The sequence below is a fragment of the Lachnospiraceae bacterium genome, from assembly GCA_022794035.1.
Lineage (GTDB): Bacteria > Bacillota > Clostridia > Lachnospirales > Bianqueaceae > CALWPV01.
The window spans coordinates 215,805-237,694 of sequence record JAAWDX010000001.1 but is presented as its reverse complement, the minus strand read 5'-3'; the positions used below and the strand labels follow the sequence as shown (position 1 = coordinate 237,694).

Genomic DNA, 21,890 nt, shown 5'->3' with positions numbered 1-21,890 from the left:
GCCAACATGCAAAAGAAGGGCTTCCTTAGCTGCCGCTTGGCAGCCTAAGGAAGCCCTTCTTTCTTTTTATTTCTTCTTACTCTTCTGCACTCTCAGAATCACAATCACAGCAAGCAAGATAACTGCTGTCAGCAGCACCACCAGATACGGCGCTGCATTCGCAGAATCGCCTGTCTGAATTCCACCGGAACCGCTGTTCTCCGGCTCCTGTGGTTTTGGCTCTGCAGGCTCTTCTGGCGCAGCTGGTTTCTCATACTGAACGATGTCAGCCGCTTCTACCGCCACGATATGACCATCAATATCTGTACCAGTCGCCGTCGCTTTATTTGTAATATCCACCACCGGCGCATCTCCCAAGCCTTCACCAGAAACCGCCATCTGATACCGCAGCCAATAGGTTCCTCCCGTGAGAACTGCCTCCGGAAGCACAACCGTAAAGCTATGCGTCTCCTCATCGTAGATATTCTCAATCTGCAGCGGCTCTACCGTTCCATCCGGATGAATCAGCATCCACCCATCAGGCTGCAGTGCCAGCTGCTCAGGCAGCGTATCGGTAACTGTCACATTCCGCCATACCGAACCCAGCTGCGTATTGGCAATCTCTAGCTCATATTCAAGCACATCGCCAATTTCCAGCTTGCTGGCCGGATGCGTCAGATTGCGCGACGTCTTCGTCAGCTTTGGTCCTGGTGTCAGCGGTCTGTCCTTCTCATCCGGATACACCTTCTCCGTCGTCGGGCCGCCTTCATCCACCCAGTCGTCCTCCGGCGGGAAGTACGGGTCACCCGGCTCGGTATTCTCATCGACCCCAGGCGTCGGCTGATCACTGCCCGGCAAGGAAGGATCCTTACCATTCGCCCATGCGATATTACCAATATTATAATCCTGAGGACTGCCCACCAGCTTCGCCGTAAATACCAGCTGATACGGCTGCTCCGAAGTCACGTCTCCCAGATACACCGAAATGATTCGGCTGGTCTCATCATAGACCGCGGCATCCAGCGTGATATCTCCGTCCGGTGTCCGCAAAACGATGTTTGCAGTATCCAGTTCAAGTCCCTCCGGAATCCGGTCGCGCAGGACAGCATCCTTCCACGTTGAGCCCGCCTTAGTGTTCTTCACAGTCAGCGTATACTCAATCGTATCGCCGACCTTGCTCTGCTCATCCGTGCGGTCCAGATTATGAGCCGTCTTTTCCACCAGCGGCGCCGGCGCAGCCGGCAAAACGCCGTCCTGATCCGGTTTATCCAAATCGCTCGGGTACACAGGAGCCGTTTCCTCGCTGACAGGTGTCTTATCAGGCGCCGTACCGGCCGCCAAAGCGACGTTACCAATATCATTACCAACAGCCTCCGGCAGAACCAAGACCTTAAAGCTGATCTGATAATGCTGATTGTACTGCACATCGCCCAAATTCACCGTAAGGCTTCGATTGACAGCATCATACTGAACGCTCAGATCCTCTGGTGCCGGCAGCTTGCTGCTGCCAATGATTTCACTCAGCTCTATACTGCTTTCCAGAACCTCTAGCCCTTCCGGAACATCATCCTTGATCTTAACATTCTTCCAAACAGCCCCCGGCTCACTGTTCCAGGCATCGATCGTATAGGTCAGTGTATCGCCAACACGGGTATGCTCTGGATGGGCGCTATTGTTGGAAACAGTTTTCGTCAGATGCGGAGCCGGCGCTTTCGGAAGCACGGAGGTCGTACCGCCAGGGTATACCTTCTCCGTCACCGCTTCCACAATGTGCTGCGGATCCCGGTCCGTTGTACCTGAATTGGTTCCCACGGCCTTAACCGCGTTACCAATATCCTGACCGGCAGCTTCCGGCTCAACCTCTGCATTAAAGTCAAGCTCAAACTTATCTGCCTTTGTCATGTCTCCCAGCGAAGCACTGATCGTGCGCGTAGCAGCATCGTATACTGGCAGGACGCTTGTGATCTGCGTTTTGCTGCCATCCGCATTCACCCTGTAAAGCTTCATAGATGCTGTATCCACCTTCAGACCTGCGGGAATCACATCACTCAGCGTGACATTTTCCCAGATCGCCTGATCGGTATCATTCCATACGCTAATGGTATACGGAATCACATCACCAACGGTTGCTCCGCCGCCGCCTGCCTGTTTTTCAAGACCCGGCAGCACCACGCCATCCAAATATACAATAACATGATGATCGCGCTTAACATCCTCTCGGTTCATTTGAATCACTGTGCTGGTCTTGCCAATCAAATCCTCGCGCACTGCGCCATCCACCTTCACCATTGTGACCTTATGATCCCCAACGGCCCAGCTGGCTTCATGCGCGCCGGCCGCCATGCCTCGGCCTGCACCATAGACACGGATATCCGGATCGTTGCTTCCAGGACCTACTACATCGATGCTAAGCGAGAAATCATTGGCATCCTGCGGATCCGGTGGCGTACCGCGTTTGAGATAAACCTTAACCGTTGTATTGGCCTGCACATTGGTTAGCCCTACACGGCTATCGCCTTGCAGATTTGCATCCTCCAGATCATTGATATCGCTTTCCAGATTGTTGCGTACTACGCTGATATGATCTACGTAATATCCTTCATCGAGCGTCCAGCCAATCGATGTATCCGAGCCAGCGGCCACATTCTTTGCAACCTCCCGCTCTCCTCGTCCGTCGACCAGCTCAACGTTAACCTGATAAGGCGCATAATCACTTGTGCCATTATTATCTACAAAGACATATTTCACGCTTTGCTGCTGCGTTACATCACGGAAATAGAATGTATTCTGGAACTCATTTTCCGTGAATTTCGTATAGTCTTCTGCCCTTGCGCTAAGCAGCGCAGTGGGCGCCGCCAGCCTGCGTCCTGCTCTTCTGAGCATTCTCGCTGCCGGCTGCTCTTCCTCTGTCGGTTCTCCTGGCAAAGGCATATCCGGATCCGGAAGAAGCTCGGGGATGATCTCTCCCTGCTGCAGAAGCTTGCCATTCAAAATCACGCTCTCCAGCCGGTATCCCTCATTCGGCAAACCGCGAACGATACCAAAGTTTTCTCCCCAGTATACCGTACCAGATTTTACAACCTCGCCATTTCCTTCATAGCTTACTTCTACATTGACCAGATTTTCCGCAAGGTATACTTCGATCTTGTGGTTCTGATCCAGATTTGTAAAGGTAAACATATTATTTGACGGAATCTCAATGCTCTTACCGTCTACATAGACTCGATCCACCTTATAATGATTATTCGCATCGCCCTTCCACTGCACGGTGACATCCGAACCAGGAAGTGCTGCTGTCTTAGGCGTAATCTCGCCCAGACCATCATAGATATAGGTTTCAATCGTATATGGCGTTACATCATCCGGAATTTCTACCGGCTTTTTCTTCTCGCAGATGACTTCCACCACATGGTCATCACCCTCTACCAATACCTCAAGCTGATGATCTGCCGGAATGCTCACAGCCTTGCCATCGACCAATACAGCCTTCACATAGCAATCTTCTGCCGGCGTCCAGCTCACCACCGCCTGATCAGCCTTCCTGAGATTAAGGAACGGGCCATTGATTGTACCATTGGTGATTTGGGTATAGATGTCATAGAAGAAATCATCATCGCTTTGCATTTCATTCTCGCAGATCAAAACAACCAAATAGTCTGCATCGATATTCTGAATCGTGTACCGGTTATTTTCCGCATCTGAGATATCCATCTCGGTGCGCGATCCATCTTCTCTGCTGATTTCATACAGCATGACACTCTTGATGCTGCATCCATCCGCCGCAGCCCATGTAATTTCGCGATCGGTTCCTGCTGTTACTGTACCGCCGCCGGTAATCACACCATTGGTTGCCTGCGTATCGATCTGATAGGAATAGATCAGCGGAGGCTCATCATCCGGCTGCTTCACACAGCTAACCTGAATCAATGTATTCGCCGTGATACTGTCAAGCGTATGCTTCCAGTTCTGCGCATTGTCAAGCCCTTCCGTGAGCACCGTTTTATTGCCATCTGCATCGGTGATCGTCACCTGATCAACCGTATATCCGTCGCCCGGCCGCCATGCTACCTCAAAGCTGCTTCCTTTCTTAACGGAACCGCCATTGCTGATCCAGCCGCTGTTGATCTCCGTTGTAACCGTAACAAAGCTATCATCCGCCGGCCCCTGCTTGCTGACATATACAACAAAATCATTGTTTGCATTGACAGTAAACGTAAAGCCGTCCTCCGTCATGCCTGCGGCCATATCCGCTGCTGACATGATGTTATTGTTTCGCGTCACCTTATCGATCTGCCAGCCGGGTTTAGCTTTCCACGTAACAGCAATTTCTGTTCCTTCCAGCACCGACGGCAGCGACTCACTCAGCTCTAGCCCGCTGGGATCACCGTGCGGCAAAATGGTAATGCCGTAATATACAGGCTCCTTTTCCACATGCTTACCCGTATACACAATAATCTCATGGTCCTTGGTCACATTGTTGAAGGTATACTCACCCTTCTGCGCATCACAGCCCGGCAGGCTGTTATAGCTCACGCCGTCAATGACGATTCTGGTTACATCATAGCCATCGGCCGCCTGCCATGTAGCTTTGGCTGAACCGCCATCCTCTACATACTCTGCAGGATTTCCATCCACGATCACGGCATGCGTACCGCCGTTATCCACTATGACATTGATCACATGTGTATTGACTGGCTGATCCTTCAGCTGACTGCGTACATCCACGGTGTGATTGGCTCTGATCGGATTAAAATCGATATAGCCATCCGCCGCATTGGCGTATGGGTTACCGTCCACCATAACAGAAACAATCTCATAGCGGCTGTCCACCGTCCAGCTTACCGTATAAGATGAATGCTCTTCATCTGTGGTGAAGGATTCGCTGATACTGCCATGATCGATCGAGGTTGTGATCGTAAACGGTCCCTCGTTAGGCTCCTCTTCTTCATCCCTGCATTCCACCGTCAGCACATGATCGCCGCTGATGCCAATGAGCTTCAGCCGGCCATCTGCTAGCAGATCCGGCCGTTCTACCTGATCCAGCTTAACGCTGACCACATGATAGCCCTCCTGCGGCGTCCAGCTGATTTCAAAATCCGTACCCTTTTCCAGTTCATATACGCCAAACTCATTTTCCGGTTCAAAAGTACCGTTGATGATATTGGCCTCCAGATATACCTTTTCATCCGGCTCTGGATCCTCGCCCGTCTTCGGGATTTCACATACAACAACAATGCTATGACTGCCGGTGATATCCGTAAAGGTCAGGCTGTCTCCTGTTTTCTTGATCTGCTCCTCTGCCATCGCTACGCTGTCAATGATAACACTCTTGACCTCATAGCCTGCGTTGGGCGTCCATGTCACGGTGTGACTCTTGGTACCATAATTCAGCGTACCGCCGCCTGTCTTGGTACCATTGGTTACCATAACCGAAATTTCTACCTTATCCGGCTTCTCTGGCTCATCTTGAGGTCCATATTCCACATAGACCGTATGATTCTCACGGACATCCGTGAACTCATAGGAGGTTATTCCCTCTGCCAGTGCCACCTCTACATTATCAACCTTAAATACCTTCAGCACCAGATTGTCTTCATGCTTCCAAGAAACGCTATGCGCGCTGCCTTCTGGTATATCTGTTTTGGTGGGCGTAATCATGGTCACATTCTTCGCATCCGTTGCCACGGTATACGCAGGAATCTTTTCACATTCTACGCTCACTGTATGGTCACCGGCAATATTCGTCAGTTCAACCATGCCTGCTGCCGAAACAGCCTGATCATCAACCAGTACTCTTGTGATACGATACCCCTCGGCCACCGTCCACTCGATCTTTTGGTATGCCCTATCGGCTGCGCTTGTCAGCGTAACCGTCGGTGTAATCGTTCCATGATCGATATGCGTATAAATATAGTTTTTCGTATTGCCCGGATCCAGCGATGCATCCGGCTCATACTCTACAACAATCACATGATCTGAGATGACATTCTGAAGCGTCAGGCTGTAGCTGCCGTCGCCATGATCCGTATATGCATCCGCACTTAACGAAATCCCATTCATCTGTACCGACTTAAGCACAAAGCCTGCCATGCCGCTCCATGTCACAACGCTGCTGCCGCCGTCTTCTACCAGAGCCGGAGCCGCGCTGATGGTTCCGTTATCGTTTGAAACCGTAATCGTATGCTTCTCGATCTGCCGGCACTCTACATCCACGCTATGATCGGCGGCAATATCCGTAAAGGTCACGCTGCCTGCTTCTGTAAGCTCAGGTCGCTGCACGCCGTCAATCTTCACCTGCGCTACCCGGAAGCCTTCCGGTGCGCTCCAGGCAATCGTCTGGCTCTGCTTTTCCTCAGGTGTGCTTACTGTAACCGGAGCCGTAATCGTACCGCCATCGGTAATCCGCGTACTGATCGTATAGGCCGCTTCCGGATCCGGATCCTCACTGCCGATTCGTTCGCAGACAATGATCACACTGTGATCACTGCTCATAGCATCAAATGTGAACGACTCCAGTGTAACCGGTCTGGCAGAATCATCAATGATAATAGACTTGACCTCATAGCCAAACTCAGGCTCCCAGGCAATCGTTGTAGACTCTCCGGCCTTAACATGCGTCTGACCGCTCACCGTACAGTTTTTCGCTGTCACAGCTACGTCAAAGTAAACTTCCTCTTCCGGAGTGTCAGCATTTTGTTCAGAGGTGATCACCACATGGAATACCTCATCCTTAGCCGCCCCCGTAATCGTATAGCTGCCGCCGGTATTGGCATTTCCGATATCCACCGGCTGGTCATTTACCGTTACCGAAACAATATGCTCGCCTGCTGCAGGCTTCCAGGTAACGGTATGATCCGTCCCTACCTGTACTTCACAGTTGCCGCTGGCTATCGCACTGCCCGGCGTAACATCAACATAATAGATCTCGCTTACAGCCATGCTCAGGCAGGTTACCTGAACCGTATGGTCACTGCTGATATCGTTAAACGTATATTCCGTACAAACGGGAACCTGTGCTCCGTCTACTACCACACTGGCAACATAGCTGCCCGGATCCGGCGTCCAGCTCACCGTATAGGAATCTCCTTCTCTAACGGAGCGCACTGTTTTGCCGTCATCCATGCTGCCGCCATTGATACCGGTAACGATCTCATAGAATCTTTCGTCGCCGCCTAAATCAATCTGGCTTCTTTCTTCACAGGAAACCATGATCGAGCAGTTCCCCGTCACATTGGTAAAGGCATAGAGCCCGCTGTCGGCTGCTGTCAGCTCACGGGTTGTTCCGTTTTCTGTTACCTCTATCTTCGTCACACGGTAATCCGATTTGGCATTCCAGGTCACGATATAGCTGCCATTTTCGGCAACCATGGCCGCCGCGCTGATGGTACCGGCTATACTGGGCGTAATGCCTGTACTGATCAGGTACTGCTGCGGTTGTGCCGGCTGCTCTGCCTCATCCAGCTCCACCTTCAGCACAATATTTTCGGGCATTCCCGCAGCAAACAGATCGTCATATACAAAAGTATATCCATAACTGCCGTCTGCCTTCGTGTACTCCGATGCGGAAAGCGCCGTACCATTTATGGTAACGCTCTTCAATGAGAACTTTTCGCTGTCACTGATCGACCATATAATCTCAGCTGGCGCATCTCCCTTTCTCAGCGTAGCCGCCGCAGGGCTGATGCTTCCGCCTGCATCGATCACCGCCGTGATGCTGTACTGGGCTTCCTTCTCAAAGACAACCTTCACTGTAACATTCTGTCCCACCTCATAAGAGAAGAGATAGCTGCTTTCGTCAAGGCTTTGGATCACCGTACCATCCTCCGTCTTGATCAGCTGCGCTGACTTCACGTACCAGCCATCGCCGGCAGCCCATGTCACGGTATAAGGCTCCTCGCCCTCGCTCAGGGTAGCTCCGTTGCTAATCGTACCGTTTCCTTCATATTCTGTAGAGACCGTAAACCGGTTCTCCTCCGCAGGCGGCGCAATAATCTGATCTCGTTCAAAGACTACCTTGATATTGACATCGCCTGTCAGCTCGCTGTATTTCACGGTATAGCTTCCGCTTGCCGCTTCCTCATCGGAAAGACGCGTGCGGTCAACCACAACCTTGCTCACATGCCAGCCTTCCGCAGCCGTCCATGTCACCGCATGATTCTCGCTGTCCGCATCCTCCTGACGAAGGATGCCCGCTCCTGTCACTGTGCCGCTGCCTTCCTTGGAAACATTGATCCTGTATTCCGGCTGTGCCGGCTCCTCCTCCGTCTGCAGCTCGTAGATCACTTCGATGAGATAGATCTGATTCGCCGCCGGACTGTCAGGAGTAAAGATCAGCTCCGTCTGATTCGGATCTGTGATCGCCTGCGAAACGCCGTCGATCTTGATCGCCTGCAGCACAGCGCCTTCTGCCGGGACCCACTGAATGGTGCTGCTCTGCGTGAGCTCGCACTGCTCCGGCGCTGCCGTGATGCTCTGCACATTCTGCGCAGAGGTTGTGATATAGTAATAATCTTTATCTTTAAATACGATATCGATGGTGGCATCCGCTGCCATCTTGTCATATTCAAATGTATATCCATAGCGGCCGGAGGCTGCATCATAGGTCCAGTCGTCTGCCGTCAGCACCTTGCTCTCGCCAAGCGGCGCATATCCAGATACGGTTACGGACACCAGCTCTGCGCCTTCATTTGGCTTCCACCATACCTCGTACTGCTCGCCCACGCCGTACATCGTCTTCGGATTGGCCGCCGTACCGCTGCCAACCGGATTCACATTCACCGTATAACCGGTATTGCGCTCAAAGACAACATAAAGCTCTGCGTCGTGGCCATCATCATAACGGAAGGTGTACGGACTGGCCGGTGCATCTGCCTGCACGGCTCCGTCCAGCTTATAAACAACCTCTCTCACATGATAGCCAGGCTTAGCCGACCATACGATCTCTGCTGTCTCGCCAGAGGCCTTCAGCGTCGCACCGGATGTGACCGTACCCATCGCCGTATCATTGACACCGGTGATGACAGAATATACCGGAGTGCCCTCCTGCTTAGCAAAGGTCACGGTAAGCAGCCGGTCTGAATCCAGCGCCTCATACTGATAGGTATAGCTGCCGCTGGCGGCATCCACCGTCTTGGCATCACTGCCATCCGGCTTAGAATCCGTTACGCTCACAACCTCATAGCCCTCTTCAGCCGTCCATGTCACCGTATGCGTCTGGCCATCCAGCTTCAGGGTACCGCCTTCGCTCACCCGGCTGCCAGGGCCATATACGCCGCTCATCACCGTCGTAATCGTCCGCTTGTCATTCTCAGCAAACGTCACAATGAGCGCCGCATCTCTATGATCATCATACTTAAACTCATAGCTGGTCGGAATCTGGTTATCCGCACCGCGGTACGGCACACCATTGATCGTAACCTCAGCCACATGCCAGCCAGCCTCCGGCGTCCATGCTACCACATGGGTCTCGCCCTCATGATACAACGTCTTAGGCGCCGTCACGATGCCGGAGCCGATCTTGCTCGTTCCGATGGAATACGGCACAGCCGTCAACCCGCCCGGTGTTTCATCCTTTTTAAAGGTAATCGTAATTTTTCTGTCAGATCCGCCCATGGATGCATAGGTGAAGGTATGGCTGCCTGCGGCAATGGCTGCCGCATCCAGCACCGTCCTGTCACTGCCGTCCGGTCTGGAAATCACAACACTTTCTACATGATAGCCCGTATCGGCATTCCACGTAACCGTCTGGCGGTCGCCTGTCTGACTGAGAACCGCACTTGCAGGCTCTGCTGTGCTTTTTGCACCGCCGCCGATCTTTTCTACTGTTATTTCATAGCTCGGTATGGGCTCCAGCTCTACATGCAGTGCCAGATCCTTTTTGTCCGCATAGCGGAAAACGAATCGACTGCTGGTAAGCTCCTCTGCCGAGGCCTCTCTTGCATTACCTCCGTCAGGATCCGAGATCGTCACCTTCTTCACACGGTAGCCGGTATTGGCACCCCATGTGATTGTACTCTCTCCTGCCGCTCTGAGTGTAACAGACGGGCTTACCCAGCCCATGGCGGCATCATTGACGGATGTGTTAATGGCATAGATCTGCGCATCTGCATTTTCCTTGGTAAAGGTAACGGTAATCGTCTGATCAGAGGTCATCTCATCATAAGAGAAGGTATACTGACCGGCTGCCAGCTCTGTTTCGTCACAGGTCCATACGACCTTGCCCTTTGCATTCGTTACGACTGCACTCGTGGCCTTATACCCTTCATCCGCTGTCCATTTGACCGTATGGGTATCGCCGGACTCGCTGAGCGTACCGCTTGCCGGAAGCACTCTGCTGCCTGCACCGCCGCCCACCATGACTGCCGATGCGGTATATTCCTGATTGGGAGCAAAGGTGACCTTCACAGTTACATCCTTATACTCGTCATATGCAAAGGTATAGCTGCCTGGAGCATATCCTCTGCCATCTATCGAAACGCTCTTGACATAATAGCCCTCATGGGCACTCCAGGTAACCTCATAGGTTGCGCCGGCCTCCTTGAGCGTCATAGACGGGCTCACCGTTCCCATCGTTTCATCATTCACCGACGTGGTCACGGTATACGGCGTCGCCGGAATGCTGCCACCGCCGCCGGGCGTTGTATCTTCATCCTTTTCAAAGGTCACTACCAATTTACGGTCAGAAGCACCCACCCCCTCATAGGTAAAGGTATAGCTGCCCAGCTGAATGGCTGCTGCATCCAGCGTAATTCTATCGCTGCCGTCCGGCTTGGAAACCACCACGCTCTTCACATGGAAGCCCTCGTCCGCAAACCAGGTAACCGTATGTGCCTGTCCCGGCTGAGAAAGTACAGCGCCATCGCTGACAAAGCTGCCCGCGCCGCCGTTTCCTTTCTGCTCCGTCGTAATCACATACTGAGGCTCCTGCTCAAACATAGCGCTCACGGCTACATCCTTGTGATCATTATATTTAAAGGTATAGGAGCTGGGGAGATTTCCCTCTGCGCGCGTATAGGTCTGACCATCTATGGTCACGCTCTTGACCTGATAGCCTGATTTGGCACTCCAAGTGACCGTATACTCCGCATCAGGCCTTCTCAGCGTAGCAGACGGATCAATGCTGCCCATCGCTTCATCATTGACAGAGGTCGTCACCGAATAGGGAAGCGTGCCTGCACCGCCGCCGGAAGAAGTGTCTGTAGCAAATACTACTGTCAGCTTCTGATCGGAGCTCATCTGATCATAGGCAAAGGTATACTTGCCGGCTGCGATCTCCGTCTCGCTCAGCGTCTTTACAACCTGCTGCGCTGCATCCGTGATCACAACGCTGTCCACCTTGAACGCGCTGTCCGCAGACCAGGTAACCGCATAGGTTTCTCCGCTGCGCGTCAGCGTTGCTCCGCTGCGGACACTGCTATTAGCGCCGCCGCCCACCTTTTCTGTGCTGATCACAAATTCAGGGTATTTTTCATAGACAACCTGAACAGCTGCATCCTGATGTCCGCTATAGCGGAAGGTATACGTATTTCCTGTATAATCTGCTCCGTTAACTGTCACGCTCTTGACATAATATCCCTCATGAGCGCCCCAGCTAACTGTATATTCCGCCCCTTCTGCATACAGGTCAGCCGACGGACTGATCCAGCCCATGCTCTCATCGTTCACGGAAGTGACTACAGAATATACTGAAGGAATCGCCTTTTCAAAGGTGACTGTTACCTTACGGCTGGCCGTCATCGTATCATATTCAAAGGTATAGCTGTTTCTCGCTGCTTCTTCGGCGCTGAGCGTCTGTGTATTTGTACCATCGGTATTGGCGATCACAACGCTCTTCACTTGATATCCGGCTCCGGCCGCCCATGTTACCATATGGCTCTGTCCGCTTGCCGTCAGCGTCTTGCCGCCAGTTACCGTGCTGCCTGCGCCGCCGTCTACGCCTATAATGCTGATCTCATAGGCAGGATCCTGTTCAAATACCACATATACATGCTGATCCTTGCCGTCATTATAGGCAAAGGTATACTGCCCTTCGGCCAGCTCCTCACGGCTGAGCGCACGCGCATCGCTGCCATCCGGATAATTAGAAACAATCACGCTTCTTACACGGAAGCCCGGATTGGCTGTCCATGCAATGCTGCAGGTGCTGCCGGCTGCTGTCAGGCTCTTGACAGAAGGCGTCACCGTGCCCATGGCTGCATCGTTTACCTGTGCATGAACCGTACGCCATGCACTGCCGGTCGTATTTTTCTCATAAGTAACGGTTACTTTACGGTCTGCACTCAGATCCGCATAGCGCAGCGTCAGTGATCCTCTTGCCATTGCTGCTGCATCCAGCGTCTGCGCATTCTGACCGTCCGCATCTGCTATCACAATGCTTTCAATCCGGTATCCGGCAGAAACTGTCCAGCTTACCGTGCATTCATCACCGGCCTGCTTCAGCACGCCGCTGCCGGTAACCGTGCATCCTTCTCCCAGATTGCCCGCCGCAGCGGAGCTCACCGCATACTGCGGATCCCGCTCAAACACTACATCAACAATCTTATCGGTATGATCATCATAGGCAAAGGTATACACCCCAGCCGCTGCCTGTTCTTCTGTAAGCAGTACGGGATTGCTTCGATCCGGATAATCGGAAACCGTCACGCTCACAATATGGCAATACTGTTTGGCATCCCATTTCACAGCAGCCTCGGCACCGTCTTCCTTTAAGGTAGCTGCCGAAGGCGTTACCGTTCCAAGCGCCGCATCATTGGTATATGCATATACCGAATATGGCGTAATCACAGATCCGCCGCCGCCAGGCTGACCGGGCTGAATCTTCTCGCAAATGACTTCAACCGTCACAACCTCGTCCGCTGTCTTATCGGCACCGGAAATCAGCAGACTGTAGCCGCCCAGCTGCGCCGTATAATTTGTTACGGCTGTGCCGTTTACCTTAACACTTTGCAGCTGATAGCCGTCCAGCACTGTCCACAGCACCAGATAATCCTCGCCCAGCTTGCGGGCCGCGCTCTCAGAGATAGTGCGTGTAAACACGCCTGCCGTCTGTACCGTATAGAACTGATCGGGCTCCTCCGGCTCCTCGCCGCCGGCACCTTCTGCTACATAAGTCACAATGATCTCATAGGTATGACCGGCTGTGAGTCCCGTTGTATGATCAAATGTATATTCCGTCTGATCGGCAGCCACCGTAACCTCTGTCCCATCTATCGTAACAGAAGATAAAACAAAGCCTTCCGGCGCCGTCCATTTAACCGTTGTATCGGTGTCGATGGTATAGGTGCCGTTTCCGGCCGTAATACCGGTATTTTTGCCAATCGCTTTAACTGTATAATATTTCTGCGGCTCAAATTCCACCCGTAGTGTTACATCCTTGCCGTCTTCATAATTAAAGACATAGCTCTCGCCTGTATACGGCATGCCGTCCACCGTAACCGCCTTGACACGATAGCCAGAGCTGGCGCTCCATGTAACAGTGTAGGATTTTTCTGCATCCGTCTCATACAGCGTTTTAGAAGCAGAGACAACGCCTCCGCTGTTGCGTCCCGTTGTAATGGTATAGGAACGAATCTTATCACAGAGTACCTCTACCTGATAGGTTCCGTTTGCTGCTGTATTGCTGCTGTCAAAGGTATAGCTGTATACGCCGTCCTTCAGCACCGGCGTGACTTCCGTTCCGTTTATCGTTACACTCTTGAATCGGTAGCCTTCTGCTGCCTTCCAGCTCACCGTATAGGCATCCCCCACATAAGGATCTGCGCTGGCGCTCAGATTCTCACAGCCTGTGCCTGTCGGCCGCACATGATAGTACAGCTTGGGCGTACAAATCACATTAAATTGATAGGTCTGGCCGGCTGCTCCCTGACTAGCCGGGAAGCTGTAGCTTCGGTCATTTTCCAGGTCAATGCCGGATACCGACACACCGTCGATCGTGATATCGCTCACGCGGAAGCCGTCGGCAACGGTCCAGCGCAGGATCGCTCCCTTGCCTACATTCACCGTACCGCCGCCGGAAACCGTACCGCCATTTACAATATTGGCAGCAATCTTATAGTTTTGTTCGGAATCCTTTTCCACCGTAACGGCGATCGTGATATCCTTCGTTACATGATCAATCGTCCAGCTATTGCCGTCCACATAGCTTTGCTCGACTCCATCCACCTTCAGACTGCTCACATGATAGCCCTTTGGCGGCGTCCAGCTCACGGTACAGCTTTCGCCGTCGTTAACAATCTTCTGACCGTCGGACGCACCCAGATTGATGGTCGTTGTCACAATATGCTTGCCCGTCAGATCAATATCAGAAATAACACGCTCACATACCACCTTGAGGGTGTGTGCTGCCGTAATATTGCGCAGCGTATAGCTGTTGCCATTCGTCTCTGCGTTATAATCATCCACCAGCTCGCCGTCAAGATAGACGCCGACAACCCGGTGGTTTGGCGCCATGCGCCAAGTAACAGTTACATCCGAGCCATTCGGCACGCTGCCGGGTTTGTCGATCGTACCGCCGTTTTCCATTGATGTCGTGATCGCATGCAGCGCCGGAGCCGGCGTATCGCCGCCGGAGGACTCAACCGGTTTCACCTCTACCACCACGTCATGGTTGGTCTGCAAATTCGTAAAGGTATAGCTGTAGAATATTTTATTGGCGCCTGAATCAGTCTTCTGCAGTACATTATCGATATAAACTGCCGACACATAGTAGCCGCTGTCTGCGCTCCATGTTACGGTATGATTATCTCCCTTGGCCAGCTGCCCGATCGGTGTGGTAGGCGTAATGCTGCCGTGATCATCGATCGTTGTGGTGACATAAATGGTATCAGGAGGCAAGCTCGGATCGGGCTTGCACATAACGATAATCGAGCTGTTCTGTGTGACATTGCGGAATACATAGGTATTATTCTGCGGTGGTGTTGCCAGCGGCACACGGTTGATCAGCACGCTGTCAACTACAAATCCATACGGAACCTTCCATGTAATCGTACTGCTGTCGCCGTAGGCAACTGTCTGGTTAGGCGTGATTTCTGTACCGCGTCCTATTTTAGTCGAAATGGTATAGGGTCCTCTGTTTACTGTACCACCGCCAGAGATGCCGCCGCTGCCGCGCACTGCCGTAACCTTGATTTCCTGATCAATATGGATATTGTTGAAGGTATAGCTGTTATCGCTTTCGCTGATATCCATCGGCAGTCCGTTGATGGTCACGGAGGACAGCGTATATCCGGGAGAAATTCTCCATTTTACCGTATAGTCCTCGCCATACTGCGCTTTATAGGTACCGCCTCTTTCCGGCACGTCAAATGCAACGCCGCCTACAGGCGTCGCCGTTATATTATAGGTCGTTTCTTCTTCAATGCCGCTGTCTCCTTCGCCGAAGCCGAAGACAACATATACGCTGTGATTCTCGCGAATATCCTCCAGATGCCATCCGCCATTTTTAATCAGATCATCGCTCAGGACATTATCGATGTACACATGCTGCACATAGCTGCCCGGATTTGCTCTCCAGCGGATATCCACTGTATCTCCCGGCGCATACGAGCGTTCGCCGCCGGCAGGATCGTTGATATCCCAGATCGTACCGTCACCCTGAGAACTGCGGCTGACAGAATAGGACTCTGTCCACAGTGCTTTGATCGTCACATTCTCATAATTGGGCAGAATGGTATCCTTAGTGACGACGGTTTCCGTCATCTCGCCATTTTCCACCAAACGCCACTCTAGGAAGGTGTATACCTTACCCTCGGTATCCTTCCACGCGCTTGGCGTGGCAGGCAGTCTGCGCGGTTTAGAGCTATACCCATACCGTCCGCTCTCGCTGACAATGGGGTCAAGGGCAATTTTATCGGAACGTGACGCGCCCTGCGCGTGGTTCTGATAATTATAGTCAAAGGTGGCCTGTGCGTTGCCCAGAGGCTGCCAGTGCGCATAAGCAATGAGTTTGCCGCCTGGTTCAATTGTATCAAGCGTAGTCTCATCCACCACGGTGTCGGTGTCGATGATATTGCCGGGGTCCTCGGGATCGGCGTTTTCAAACCATCCTCTGAAGCGGAAGAACTGATTGTTCTGACCGGCATTTAGGGCGGCGGCATTGGGCACGCCGCTGACGTTGCCGCCGTAGGCTACCTGCACCGTTTTGAAGATTCCATTTTCATCGCCGCCGGGAGCGCCGTTGAGGTTATAAACTACATCATAATGATTGATGTCATAATATACCTGGACAATTGCGCCGTCGTTTCTGGTCACGCTGAGCTTTGATTTGCTGGTATTGACCGTATACCCGGGCATCGGGTCTGGTGTAAAGACGATGTTGCCGGATGTTGCCGTATCAATCCGAACCTCTGTATCCTCCTGCTCGTAATCGCCGTTTGCATTTTGCATATAGGTCTCGACCAGATACATTGTCTGGCTGGTTGGGATATAGCGGGCGGTAAGCGTGGTCGGGTTTTTCTCAACATAGAAATAGTTCTCGGCAGGATAAATCGTTGTTTTACCATTATCCTCCGTATAGCTCCATCCAACAAACTTTTGGCCGCTGGGTGGCGTCAGCTTGTCACCCTTAGGCAGGACAATGGGCTCCTGCATGTGAGCCGTCTGCGATGCAGGCGCCGTACCGCTGCCGGCTCCCCTATTGAAATTGACAGTCGCATCGGTGGCTTCTACAAAGATTTCTTCACCGTCTTCGTTCTCATCTACATAGAGAGGGAAGCGCACAGAATCTGTCATGAGACCTGCATCGGAAAGTCCATATACCGTGATAGAATGATATTCACCCGCGACCCAGTCTCTGGGCTTTTCTACTGTACCAGTTATATTGACAAAATGATTCTCTGTTCCGGTTCTGAAATATGCTGTTTGCTGCGCTGCGCTATAGCCGCGGAAGGTGGCTGCCGAGACAACGCCCTGTGCGTTTACCTTGTTGCCCAGGGAGGCCTCACTTTGCTGTGTGGGCAGCCCTTCATCCAGAACATAGTAAAGTCTGAGCGGATATGCCGCTTCGCCGGCCACCCATGCGCTGATATCCAGATTGCTGCCATTTAACGTCACGTTGGTGCTTCTGCCGCTGCCGCTGTCATAATGCGGCACAATGCGCGGCGGCTCGGACATCTTACCAATACCAAACTGGCAGGTAAAGGTGACCGACTCACCGGGCGCAAGCGGATGCTTCTGCGGCACCCAGCTAAAGGTCAGACCAGAGTCAATACCCGTCACATAGGCCTCGCCATTCGCATTGATTTTCTTATTGCCATCCCCGGCAACCGTGGACTGCCAGTGCTGACGGCCGCTGTAAACGCCAATCCAATAGCCGTCTGCCGAAACGCTGATACCGGCCGTGGCTGTAGTGGTATTGATATTAAACTGGCACATATCACCGCTTGCCTCTTCCATCTTGATACCATTGCTGGTAACAGTCAGAGGCGCTCTGTCATTGTTGTGGATCATAACGTCAGAACCATAGGACAGGCCTACATAGCGCGTGCCGGTGCTGTCGTTGCGGAAGGTGACGCTATACTCTACAAAAGCGCCGCCGCCGCGTTCGCTGGTTTTGACCATGTATTTTACGCTCTCGCCGGCATCCTGCCAAACATCCTGAGCGCCAAAATTGGTTGTTTTCTGACTGACAGTCGGAGAGGAGCTAGCTGTATAATAACACTCCCAAGGCTTATCCGCATAAACTGTTTTTTGCCCCGCAGCACCTGTAACATGAGGCTGATTGCTTACTATATTATATTTAATGAAGTTTGTGCTGCCTGAGGTCTTTGAGGGAGGATTAATATTCCAGCTGATTTCTCCGTACGGCTCACGCCCATTAAACTCACGCACAAGATCCTCGCCAAATACCACGCCGGAGGCTGGTCTTTCAAATTGAGCAGCCGGCTGGATTCTGCCGGCAGGCGCCGTCGCATCATAGGCTGGCTGTGTCCATGAGGGCGTAATGGTGCTCTGCTTAAAGCCGGTAGTATTCGATTTATCTAAAAGGGTTACACCAAACGGCTTATTCAATTGGGTGAGTAAATTCCCCCATGTCACCGCCGACTGATTGGTCCCGCCAATCGTCGGCACCTTAATGATCGGTGTTTTGGCAGCCGCAATCGCATCAAAATCAGCACCGCCGTCCTTTTTCAGTCCGGTGATGATCGTACCCCATTGATACCAGACTCTGGCCATTTCGGTGTCTGCATTTTCTGTAAAGGTATATCCGCTAAGCGTCGGCTCGATCGCAACAAAGCCTGCTGCCGATCCAGTGCCTACCTCATCTACAATAGAAGCGGCATTTGCATTTAACGCTCTCCAGTGATACTGCTGGCTCGCATCATATACGCTGCCTTCGATCAGCTTCCAGTTGCTGCCGTCAATCGTGATCGTATCAGTAATATTCAGACCGCCGTTCGCATCCTTAAGCTCGACGCGCAGCGCGGTTGGGATTTTGCTGCTAAGCTGCGCGGCGTTGCTGAGCGCAACAAAGCTTGTAGTCGCGGCATCCGTTTCACTAATCAGTGCGCCCACAATACTGTCAATTACGCGGCTCCAATAAATATTGGCTTCAATGTTCGTATAGCGGAATGCATCTGCCAGAACATATTGTCCTTGCTCTACTGCGTCGATCTTTGCACGCCATACCCATTTAGCGGCCGGTGCACGTGCTCCCTGCATATTGGCCACGGCGGCGCCGCCCATCCAACGGGCTGTCATGCTCTGCGAAGCCGTATCGTATTCATCAACTGTATATTTTTCCCATGTAACAGGCAGCTCCATGACAATGGGCGTAGGATCACTTTCCTCTGAACGCACATCATCCATCATGACTTTAACGGTTCCATAGTGCGCATTTAACCAGGCCAGCTGCTCTGCTTCAGCAGCCGCCTCATTATTTCCCTCTGCCTTTTGGGCAGCCGTAGGCAAGTCTCCATTAAACTCATTATTCGATTTAAAGAACCAGTCACTATAGGTTTGTTTCCAATAAGGATTATTAGGCGCTCCTGCCAGCTCTGCTACCTTGGCTTTTTCCTCTGCACTGCCAGAGGCTCCGTACATACCGTTATATTTTACATAATCTGCATTGTTCGCCAAACCTTTAAGCTCGGTATTCCAGCAAACCTTGATATGCGGAAAACGTCCGTTCAGACCGGCCGCAATCACCCATTTAACGGCATCATCTTCATCATAATCCAGCGCATTCGGATCTGGATGCTCATCAATATATTTCTGCAGCTCCTCTGCATTCCACTGCGGAATGATCTGTGCAAATACAGCATCATACCGGTATTCTGCTTTTGTACTGCTTAGATTGTATTGTTTTCCGTTCTGAACAATAAATCTCCAGGGCACAGGGATCTCCACCGCGCCCAGCTTGGTTTCAACGGTCTCAATATCCTTTTCTACCTGATATTCATAAATCGCAACCACGCTTTCAGGGAAGTTTGCGATAGCGCGCTCTTCTCTGACACCATCAGCAAAGTATTCAACCAGATAGGATCTCGTATAATCATATTGCTGCGCCGTGCTGACATCAAAGTTTTCCGGATCCGCCAGATAGCGCTCTGCTTCCTCTGCGGTAAGGAACGCAATGATTCTGCGCGTGCTGGAGGCCTGACTGCGCAGCAGCTTTGGATTTACCAAAACCGTAAACGCATCATCCGGTGTGCTCGCCGAGATGAATCCCCAGCGCGTAACCTCACTCAGATGGTTCGCCGTAGCAATCGCCGAGCTGATGCAGCGGAAGGACATACCCGTCAGCCGCATACGGCCGGCATAGGTTTCGGGCAGCTCTATTTCTAAGACACTGGTATTTTCCGTATCATCCGTGCCATCCGTAATGGTAATATAATCGAGCACAGCGCTCTCAAGCGTGCTGATGGGCTTCCATTCCTCACTGCCGTTCTCTCTATATTCCCATACATGCTGATAGCCGCCGCCATAATTGGGGTCAACACCTAAAGCATAATCACCAGCTATGGCTCCGTCAGGAAGATTAAATTCATCCGCCTCTGCCCTAGCCGTTGCACGAACGGTCAATATTTCATTTCCTGTTGCAAAGGTATTCAGCTCATTGATTGCATCCACCTCAAGCCATGCATTCTGCAGCCATGACGACTGACCATACTCGGAAATGAGCGCTTCGTTGATGCTTACCGTAACTTCCTTTGAGCGGCTGATCTCATAGGGATCTCCGTTTGCGGCCGCATCTCCGTTGGCATATAGCTCGGCCGTGCAGCGAATCGTCGCTCCGTCCATCGCCTTAAGATTCGCTTTATTGCTGGACCCTGTATTATTGAAGCTAAAGCTATTTCCGCTTTCGCTGAATACGCCGCCTTGGAATATGCCAGAGGCTGCGCTCAGCGGCTGAAAGACAGAAGCCCCCTTTGCCTTGTATTCCCAAATATATTTTATAACTGCCTCATCTGCATGCAGACCATCCACTGCCGTTTCATAGCCAATGGACATACTCTGCCCAGGGTAGTCAATCCGGCTGCTGTTCGATGGCGACGCCGTCATAATCAAACTAAACTCTGTCAAAAGCTCCGGAGCAATTTCTACGACTGCTTCCTCGCCAATCACCTGCGGCGGATTGACCGGACTGACACCGTTTACCGAAACAACGCAGCGAACCTTCGTCTGATTAAGCGCTCTGCGCGAATCCACATTTTCCGGCAAAGGCATCGATAACACAGAATCTGCTCCTGATGTACTGGTAGCATACCGCAATGGACAGTTTTCATCGCTGCGGCTAATACTTGTCCAGTTGCCCTCAGCATCCAGATACTGCCAATCGTATTGATAATTATTGAAGGACGCATCAGCGCCGCTCAGAGCGGGCGTTACCTTAAAGCTTAAAATATCACTGGCATCCTTGATCTGCGCCGCTGTATTGTCGCTCCTCACCAAAAGACCATACTGCAGCAGGCTGCTGTCAACGGAAACCGTCCCGAATTCATAAAAACCAGTTGGCGAATTGCCGATCGTATATCCGTCTGCTGTCGCCGTCACCTTACACTGTACCCGCAGGCCGTCTAGCTTTTTCCTCTCTGCTATCGTTGCCGGCAAGGTCAGCATCAACGTACCATCCGAAACAACTGCATTTTTAAGAGGAGAATTTCGATAGGTAATATCTCTCCACTGTCCGCGCCATCCCGAAGTATCATAATACTGCCATGTATAGGTATATGTAATATCACTGTCAACAGGCGCATTAGCCACCGCAGGCACTGCCTCATAGCTAAGATCCGGCGCCGACACCGTCAGCACTGTATTCTCTGTATAGGTAACCGTAAGGTCACAAGCAAGCAGCGCTGCATCCATGCGGATATTGGTCCTATTCGTAACGATCGTCTTGGAAAGCTCCTCCAGCTCATTGCCTTCTCCATCCTGAACTGTTGCTCCCACAACGCAGCGTACCGTCATCTTGGAAAGCTGCGTACGGCGATCTATGCCATCCGGCACCGAAACAAGAAGCATGCGGCCGACACTGCTGCCGTCCTCTGCTGTGACTCCCTGCTCTGCTGCTGTGCAGAATGGATTAAACGTACCGTCAGGCTTTTCCTCTCCTCCAATGACGCATGTTTTCCAGTCAGCTTCTGTAAGCTCCTGCTCATTGCCCCATCTATCATATTTACGCTCCGCATACTGCCAGCTATATGTATAGGTTATCTGAGCCCCTTCCGGAAGCTCTTCTCCCTCCTCTGGCTGATAGCTGGGTACCGCCGTAAATTGCAGCTTGTCCTGCGCAGTTTCTGCAGAAGCGTCGCTGCTGCCTTCCTCAGAGGAAAGCTGCGCAGAAAGGGCAGCAGGCATAATTCCGCCAGCAGTCATCACACTGGACATATCGCCCAGCATCATCACTGCGCATAACAACATCGCCATTACTTTTTTTATCTGTTTGCAATGTCTTCCGTTCATAAACTTTCTCC

Annotated in this window: 1 protein-coding gene; it reads right to left on the bottom strand. The window is 52.0% G+C overall.

Annotation, left to right across the window (positions count from 1 at the left end):
• Positions 1-66: 66 nt before the first annotated feature.
• Entirely contained in the window at positions 67-21,879 is a 21,813-nt protein-coding gene (locus HFE64_01070; GenBank protein ID MCI8632062.1) for an isopeptide-forming domain-containing fimbrial protein, read from the bottom strand.
• Between the last annotated feature and the right edge of the window lie 11 nt (positions 21,880-21,890).